Genomic DNA, 7,347 nt, shown 5'->3' with positions numbered 1-7,347 from the left:
TAGTCTTGCTCATGAGTCAATCCTTCGAATGGGTCGGTTGCACCTCTAACAACCAATATAGACCGCTTTCCCGGGAATCGCCAGAAAAATTCTGGGGATCATGTGGTTACGCGGCCTGCGTTGCGCCCGCTACAAATCCATGCCCAGAAACAGGTCGCGCAGCTCGCGTTCCTGGATGAAGAGATAGCGCAGGGTCTGGGCCTCGCTGCTGTGGCCGTAGGCGATCATCAGCAACGGCAGTGAGGCGTCGTTGCGCTTGCGCTGGTGATAGCCCCAGGTCTTGCGCAGCGAGTGCGAGCCTTAGCGCCCGTGCAGGCCGATCTCCCGGCACCAGGTCTTGACTATCCGGTTGACGGGCGAGACGCTCAAAGGGCCGTCGCGGCGGCAGGACAGGAAGCGAGGTACGGGGTCAAGTCTTGCAATCATGTGCAATCATGTGCAATCACGCAATGCGCGATTGCAAGACTTGACCCCTTAACCCTCGCATCCGCCGGCCTCGTCCCGGGCTGATCTGCCCCGCCTGCGGCACACCGATGATCATCGTACAAACCCGCCTCCCACCACGGGCCGGGCCGCCACCCGGCCACGGCCACGGAGGCCCTCGCGATGTAACGCGCACCGACCAAGCCGCCTCCCTGCACTTCGGCTGCGGCGTGCCGAGGTCCACGCTCGCGCGCCATTCGGCCATCCGCACCGGCTGCGAGCGCCTCATGACGCAAAAAACCGCCGCTGCGGCTGTCTGACACCAGGACCATCGGGCCTCGATACACACCACAGGCCCGCGGCTCCCCGCACCTCGCGGGAGATATTTTCTAAGCCCCACCGCCTCCCTTGCCGCTCCCTCCCACGGGCTCGTCCAACAAACGGTTCAGATCGTCGCCCGCTTCGCTCGGACGATCTAACCTTGTTCGTTGGGCGGGTAAAGTTTGCCTCGGTCTTTCCTAGTCTTCCTTTAACGTAGGCCGAGGATCATCGTGCCAAAAGCGGGGTCAAGTCTTGTGCGTGATTGCAAGACTTGACCCCGTATGCCCTGTATGCCCTGTGACCCCGTATGCCCTGCAGTGTTTTTTCTGAGAGCTAACGTTGCGCTAAGCCGACCGGCGCGTGGCGCGGCGCTTCGGTCGAGCCGTGCACTGACTCGCGCCGGGTTGGCCTTCAGCGGCTTGTTGGCGATTTCTCTTTCCCACGTAACCGCTCATGTACCCATCTCGAAACGAGATCGGCTTCGGAAATATGTTCCCGCCTCGCTCTTGTTCGAAGAGCCGAAATGTCTTCGGCGGCTAGCTGAACGGAAACATTCTCCGTACGCTGAAATTCAGGTTCACTAACCTCTATCAATTCATCTTCGAAATCTGTCAGGTCGTGAGCCTGCCAAAAAGCGGCAAGCTCCGAGATTGAATCGGTTGCTGGCAGGTGGCTCATTTTCTTTTCCACTGCTGGTAACGCCGTCTTTCACGGTCAGTCATTGGCCGAGCGGTAATCGGATATCCTTTCCCGTCGAGAAATTGGATTGCAATACAAAGAAGGCGTTTCCGGCTACGTGTTTCTCCAAGAACATGATAGACCGGATTAGGCCCTTCTGATTTTGCTCGGAGCACCAGTGACGAACCAAAACACACCTCTTCGAACTCATCTGGACTGACGCCATGTCTAGAGATTTGGTCGATTCGATCCTCTGGCCACAGAAATTCGTTGATCATCTGTAGGCCAAATCGTTTATTGTGCAGCCAGTTGCTGCGTTAATGCGCCAACGTTTGGCTCAGGCGATTCAATGCCGCCCCGCACTGAGTAGAATTTAGCACAGAACCCGCGGCGCGGCATTGGGTCGCCTGCAGCCTCATGTTAGGCGAATCATCCGATCTTCGAGGGTAAGTCGAAAGGGAAGACCTGACTCCTCCCCTCGATAGAGGGCCTCACGCCGATCGCCGCGCGACGTAACGTGGTAGAACCCGCCGGCTAACTCGATACGAAGGCGTCAGGCTATGGCCTAAGTTTAGTCAGGCGGTGCTGGATTGCAAGACCTGACCCCATCTTGCCTTTATGCGCATGTTAGACGAATTAACTATTTGGCTCGCGCAAGAATGTAATTGATGAAGGATGAAGCGCTCACAAGAAAAAATTTCGCTAAGTCGAAATCTATATCAGCTGGTTGTATAGATCCGTGTCGAACTCCATGTTCATCGCTGGTGTATCCGTAGAGTTGCGACAGCGACTTCTGTAGGGCTGGGTGCAAACCTAGTTTGCTGGTGAGCTTGCCGAGAGTAGCCTTTTGGTCCCCGGTCACAATTTTGGCTAGAGATTCGATGGCGCAAACCGCCTCCTTGACGGCGTTTGAATAATCTGGTGATTTTCTGTCTGCAAACAAAGAAAGTGCATTTTTGAAGTGCTTCTCTACCGCAGTATACTGCGAGGGAAGTTGGTGAACTGCTTCCAACGATGAGATTTCTGCTTCATCCGCTATAGGTGTTACTTGGCTGTTGATGACGCGATATCCGCTGCACTGCTTCTCTAACACCGCGTTAATGATTGATATGTACTTTTTCTTACCCTGTTCCGTTGGAGCGATAGTGTTATAGTTGTCTATGCTTAGCTGTAGTATGTCGTAAGCAGCATACCACTCGCACTCGAAGTAATATTCCCGGACCCGTTTAATTGCGTCATTAGCCGCTTGGGGGATGGTATCGGAAGGCGCTTGCCATACTTGGTACCAAATATCGAAGATGAACGGCTCCAAGTTAGAGCTTCGAATGGGCGGAGGGCCCCAGGTCCCCCCAGCGGTCGGATCTCGGTACTGACTGATATGTCGTTCGTAAATGATAGTCCACAGCGTATTGCGCAGGGCTTCATCCATGCCCTCAAGCTGCAACGATTTCGTGATTGGTCTTTTCCCGATCCGTTGTGAAAACAGCATTGCTACGTCCCTCGTCTAACGTTTTGGCTAGCCAGCCCAATACCGCGCCGGAACGGCCTTTAGGTATTGCCCGGAGCTCGATGCGCGGTATTGGGTCGGCGCTGAGCCAATTGTTAGCTCACGACCATATGTCATTGTCGTCATGTAACGTGCAAGTGCCCTCACAAAACTCAACTATCTTCTTGCCAGACATGACGAAAACCTTTTGGAAGACTGGAGTTGTGCCTTCTTCTGCTTGGTGTTTGCAGAAATACGTAGCTGCGGCTTTTACGTCTATCGCTGGTAGTGGCCAGCTTTCGTAGATTAGGAGCCAATCCTCATCGTGACGTTTGAAGCCTTGAGCCTGGAGTTTCGCTTCCTTCTGCCTGATGAAGTGCTGAACAACTTGAGCCCATTCCTTCTGGGCTTGTTCTCCGGCCCACCCGTCTCCCATTTCATCTGCTTCTATTTCCGCACGAAGTTGTTTTGAGCTACGGCGCTTCTCTCCGGGTGACGTGGGGCTTACGAAATGTACCTTTGGACCAATACCTTTTTCTCTCAGTGCCTGTTTCGCGGCTTCATTTTCGGGAACCGCTTCTGTGTGCTCGATTCCGATGCTCTTCCCAGCAAGAGATAGCACGAAGTCGGGTCGGTCGGAATGCTGAACAGTAAGCGGATACTGGAGACGGTTAGATGACGCGAGAGTGCTGAGAAGATGACAGATAGTGTAGCGTTCGGTGTGTTCGGTCTTCCTACCATCGGTTCGACTGGGAACGGAAATGTCGAGTCCGCGAAGAAGATTTAGAAGCTCTTCGGAGCTTGATGCTTCGATGTTCATGTGACTCCTTCCTGAGCTAACGTAAGGCTAAGGCGACCCAAACCGCGCTTGCACCGAAGCCTTAATCAAACACCGAGCTCGACGCGCGGTTTGGGGTCGCCTTGAGCCTTTTGTTATGCCTTTATTTACCAAAGTTTTTTTCCTTCTTGCTGCCAGCGAATGAGTTCCTGTTGAAATGCGGGAGGGCCATGCACCATTATTTGTTGTTGCTTTTGAAACTTACCTTCCTCAACTATCTGCTCAGTATAAATCAGAGGCCTTCTATTTTGTTCAGCAAACTGCTTTAGCCAAGCAAGTGATCTAGGCGGTATGCGTTTGCCAACTGGAACCGCAAGGTCAACAGGAATACCATTCCATTTGAGCTTATTAAAGATAACGATTACTTTACCATTATTTGGTTTCATCCATTCTGGAAGCGGGCTATCTGAAGTTATCCAACCACAATTAAAATTATCACAGGGATCGATGGGGCGATTTTCATAATCATCGCATCCTTTTCCAGTGCTATGTGGGCATGGTTGTCCCGGATACACGGGAACACCTCCAATAACCATTTGAACCCAACCATCGCAACAACCTGTACATGGTTGACATGTTCTCTTTATCTCTTTCCTCTTTCTATTAGTCAATGGTTAGGACCTTTGGTGTTTTTGTGGCATAACAGTTGACTAGGCTGTCGCCTATGCCTTGCGTGCTACACTGTAGACAGCCTAGCACATTAGTCGAGCTTTCCAATGTCGACCAGGAAGTCAACGAGCTCGCCGGGTTCCGCGGCATCCAGCGGACCTTGGGCCAGGGGCGGTGGCCCGCGTCGGGAGCAGGGGCGGCCGTCGGGATGGGACCGGTATCTGTCCGCGCTGGAGGGGGCGCGCGTGCCCTCGGCGCAGCGGCGGTGGTATGTCGTGCGGGCCGAGGCGTTCGTGGCGGCGGTGCGCCCGAAGCGGCTGGTGGAGGTATCGGCAGCGGAGATCACGGCGTTCTTCCCTCGTTACGCCCGCGAGCAGCGGCTGAACGACTGGCAGTTTCGCCAAATGGTCGACGCCCTGCAACTGTTGTTGGTCGATGTCGCCGCTTGTCCGGCGGCGCACGAGGTGGAGTGGGATTATTGGCGGGAGGCCGGCGTGACGCTGGCGGCGGATCACCCGACGGTGGCGGCGACGTTATCGCCGGAGCAGGCTATCGACACCCATCCGATCTATACAAAGGCGAGCGAGCACCGACCGCTGCTGAAGCAGTTGGCGCGCACCCTGCGCGCGCAGCGTTACGCCCTGCGCACGGAGCAGTCGTATGTCGCTTGGTGCCATCGATTCCTGTCGTTCTGCGAGCAGCAGTCGACTGCCGGGGCTGTGGATCCCACCAAGCTTGGCAAACGCGACGTCGAGCGTTTCTTGGAGTATCTGGCCGTTGACAGGGACGTGGCGGCGAGTACCCAGAATCAGGCGCTGAATGCCCTGGTGTATCTGTTTCGGCAGGTGTTGCAGCAGCCGCTCGACGACATGGCCTTTGGGCGCGCACGTCGGCCAGCGCGGGTCCCGACGGTGTTGAGCCGTGACGAGGTGCGCGCGTTGCTCGCGCAGCTGAAGGATACCCCGCAGTTGTTGGCCCGGCTGCTCTATGACACCGGGATGCGGCTGATGGAGGGGGTTCGGCTGCGGGTCGGCGATGTCGATTTCGCGAACCGCTACATCGTCGTGCGCGACGGCAAGGGCGGCAAGGACCGCGTGGTACCGCTGCCCGAGCGGTTGATCGAACCGCTACAGGCGCATCTCGAGCAGGTGCGCGCGCTGCACGGGGAAGACCTGGCCGCCGGTGCCGGCGCCGTGTACCTGCCGCACGCGCTGGCGCGCAAGGCGCCGAATGCGCCGCGGGAGTGGATCTGGCAATACTGCTTCCCGAGCTCGCGACTCACGACCGATCCGAAGGGCGGCGTCGTCCGCCGCCATCACCTGCACGAGGCCGGTTTCCAGAAGACGTTGAAGGCGGCTGGAATCGCCGCCGGGATCGCCAAACGGGTCAATTCCCATGCGCTGCGCCACTCCTTCGCGACCCATCTGCTGGAGGCCGGGTACGACATCCGCACCGTGCAGGAGCTGCTCGGCCACAAGGACGTCGCGACGACGATGATCTATACGCATGTAATGAATCGCCCTGGCGTCTTGCCGGTGAAGAGTCCGATCGATGCGATCTAGGTTGGTGGCTGAGGTATCCCCACAAAATCGGCCTCGGCGGCGAGTCGGTACGAACTGGGACCTTCGGCGCTGGAGCCAGGAGATCACCCATAGGCGCCGCTGGATGGCCGCTGCGCACGTGGCCTTCTAACCGGCCCAGACGCCGCCACCGCGGCATCGAGCCGCGACGGCGACGAGCCGGCTGGAAAGCCGGCGCTCCCAGTGAGCCGCGCGACGGCGAGATGGCTCGGATCGCGAGAGCCGGCCTCCGTCGGTAAGTCGACCTACGCCAAGGCGGTTTAGGCCTTTTGTCCCGGGACACCCCAGGGCTGGCGGTCGATTCCGCTGCGGATCGGGGTGTTGCCCTGGACTCGGCGTTGGTTCGAGAGGGGCCGGGCGCCGACGGCTGCGCTGGTTTCGGCGGCCTGGCTGTCGCTCAGCAAGCGTCGTCGTCGAATCAGGGGAGCATGTCGCGGACGAGTACCGTCTGCGTCGGCCGAGCGAGGGGCGCGATGGCCTCGGCGCCGCTGCGCACGCGCTTCTCGACGTAGATACCGGCATCGGGCCGGCGGAAGACCTCCAGGCGTTCCGTTTCCAGGGCGAGGATCCAGTATTCGGGGATGCCGGCGCGCGCGTAGGCGAGGGTCGAGTCGGCGATCTCGCAGAGGAGCAGTGCCTGGGTCGGGTGGGCGTCGCGGTAGCTGCGCGGATTGCCGGGCACGACCGCGACGTCCGGCTCGGGCTCGGAGTGGTCATCCAGGCAGAACGGGAGCTGGACGCGCACCGTCGCGCCGGGGCCGAAGACGGCCCGCAACGCATCCCCGACAAGCGTCACCGCAGTGGCATGGCGGCTCTGCTGTGGGACCCTATCGATGATCTCCCCGTCGAGTAGCTCGAGGCGGTCGCTCGGCCCAAACAGGCCGGCGTCGACCATGCGCTCGAACGGAACGCGGCTGAATCGTTACCTGGGCATCTCCAAGACGGCGTTCATCTCTCTGAAGAAGGCATCAGAAATCGGCGGTGCGATTCGTCCCCCGATGTCGGGTTGCGGCGCGCGCCCGCCTGTTCTTTCTCGAAGACCGCCGTGCCGGCGCGCCTAACCCGAGGCGGCCGCCGCTATTAGGTTGACGTCTATGGTGGCTTCAGATGACATCTGGACTCGCCAGCTCGGTTTACACCACGGACATGCTGTCATGTTGGCCCGCATATCAGCCGAAGCCACCATACCAGGTGCGTGCTGCCTATCTGCCGCACGCGGCCGGTGAGGAGCCGTCTTCACACGGGTATGCTCGATATTCGGGACCACGAACCTCTCCGGGAGCGCCGAGCCCCAGCTCGGCAATCCTCGCCGCGCTCGCTCAGGCTCCGGCACTCGCCGCCTCCCGGGGGAGCGAACCGGCCAAGCGCAAGCGGATGGATTGCGGTGCGGCTGGGGCTGGGGCTCGGCGCTC

Annotated in this window: 7 protein-coding genes; 1 reads left to right on the top strand and 6 read right to left on the bottom strand. The window is 58.6% G+C overall.

Annotated elements, in window-relative coordinates:
* Positions 1–1,155: 1,155 nt before the first annotated feature.
* The 5 genes from CKO41_RS17565 to CKO41_RS17545 form a co-directional block, all read right to left on the bottom strand.
* Entirely contained in the window at positions 1,156–1,422 is a 267-nt protein-coding gene (locus tag CKO41_RS17565; protein WP_207144155.1) for a CopG family antitoxin, read from the bottom strand.
* Positions 1,419–1,700, bottom strand: coding sequence for a BrnT family toxin (locus tag CKO41_RS17560; protein ID WP_200383209.1), 282 nt, complete (start codon positions 1,698–1,700; stop codon positions 1,419–1,421). Before CKO41_RS17560 ends, CKO41_RS17565 begins: the two co-directional genes overlap by 4 nt.
* 362 nt (positions 1,701–2,062) lie before the next feature.
* Entirely contained in the window at positions 2,063–2,911 is an 849-nt protein-coding gene (locus CKO41_RS17555; protein WP_200383208.1) for an AbiJ-NTD4 domain-containing protein, read from the bottom strand.
* Positions 2,912–3,029: 118 nt separating this feature from the next.
* Positions 3,030–3,728: a hypothetical protein gene (locus tag CKO41_RS17550; RefSeq protein WP_200383207.1), complete on the bottom strand. Its 699-nt coding sequence runs from the start codon at positions 3,726–3,728 to the stop codon at positions 3,030–3,032.
* A 125-nt stretch (positions 3,729–3,853) separates the two neighbouring features.
* Positions 3,854–4,261, bottom strand: coding sequence for a hypothetical protein (locus CKO41_RS17545; protein ID WP_200383206.1), 408 nt, complete (start codon positions 4,259–4,261; stop codon positions 3,854–3,856).
* A 339-nt stretch (positions 4,262–4,600) separates the two neighbouring features.
* Here CKO41_RS17545 and CKO41_RS17540 point away from each other — a divergent pair, with 339 nt between their 5' ends.
* A complete protein-coding gene (locus CKO41_RS17540; protein WP_200383205.1) occupies positions 4,601–5,917 on the top strand; it encodes an integron integrase in 1,317 nt (438 codons plus the stop codon).
* 436 nt (positions 5,918–6,353) lie between these two features.
* Here CKO41_RS17540 and CKO41_RS17535 read toward each other — a convergent pair whose 3' ends face one another.
* Positions 6,354–6,830 (bottom strand): Uma2 family endonuclease, encoded by a 477-nt coding sequence (locus CKO41_RS17535; RefSeq protein WP_242464411.1) that lies wholly within the window; start codon positions 6,828–6,830, stop codon positions 6,354–6,356.
* Between the last annotated feature and the right edge of the window lie 517 nt (positions 6,831–7,347).

It is taken from the genome of Thiococcus pfennigii (assembly GCF_016583835.1).
In the GTDB taxonomy this organism is placed as follows: Bacteria; Pseudomonadota; Gammaproteobacteria; order Chromatiales; family Chromatiaceae; genus Thiococcus; species Thiococcus pfennigii.
The sequence above is the reverse complement of the archived record's forward strand: the minus strand, read 5'-3'. Positions and strand labels throughout refer to the sequence as shown.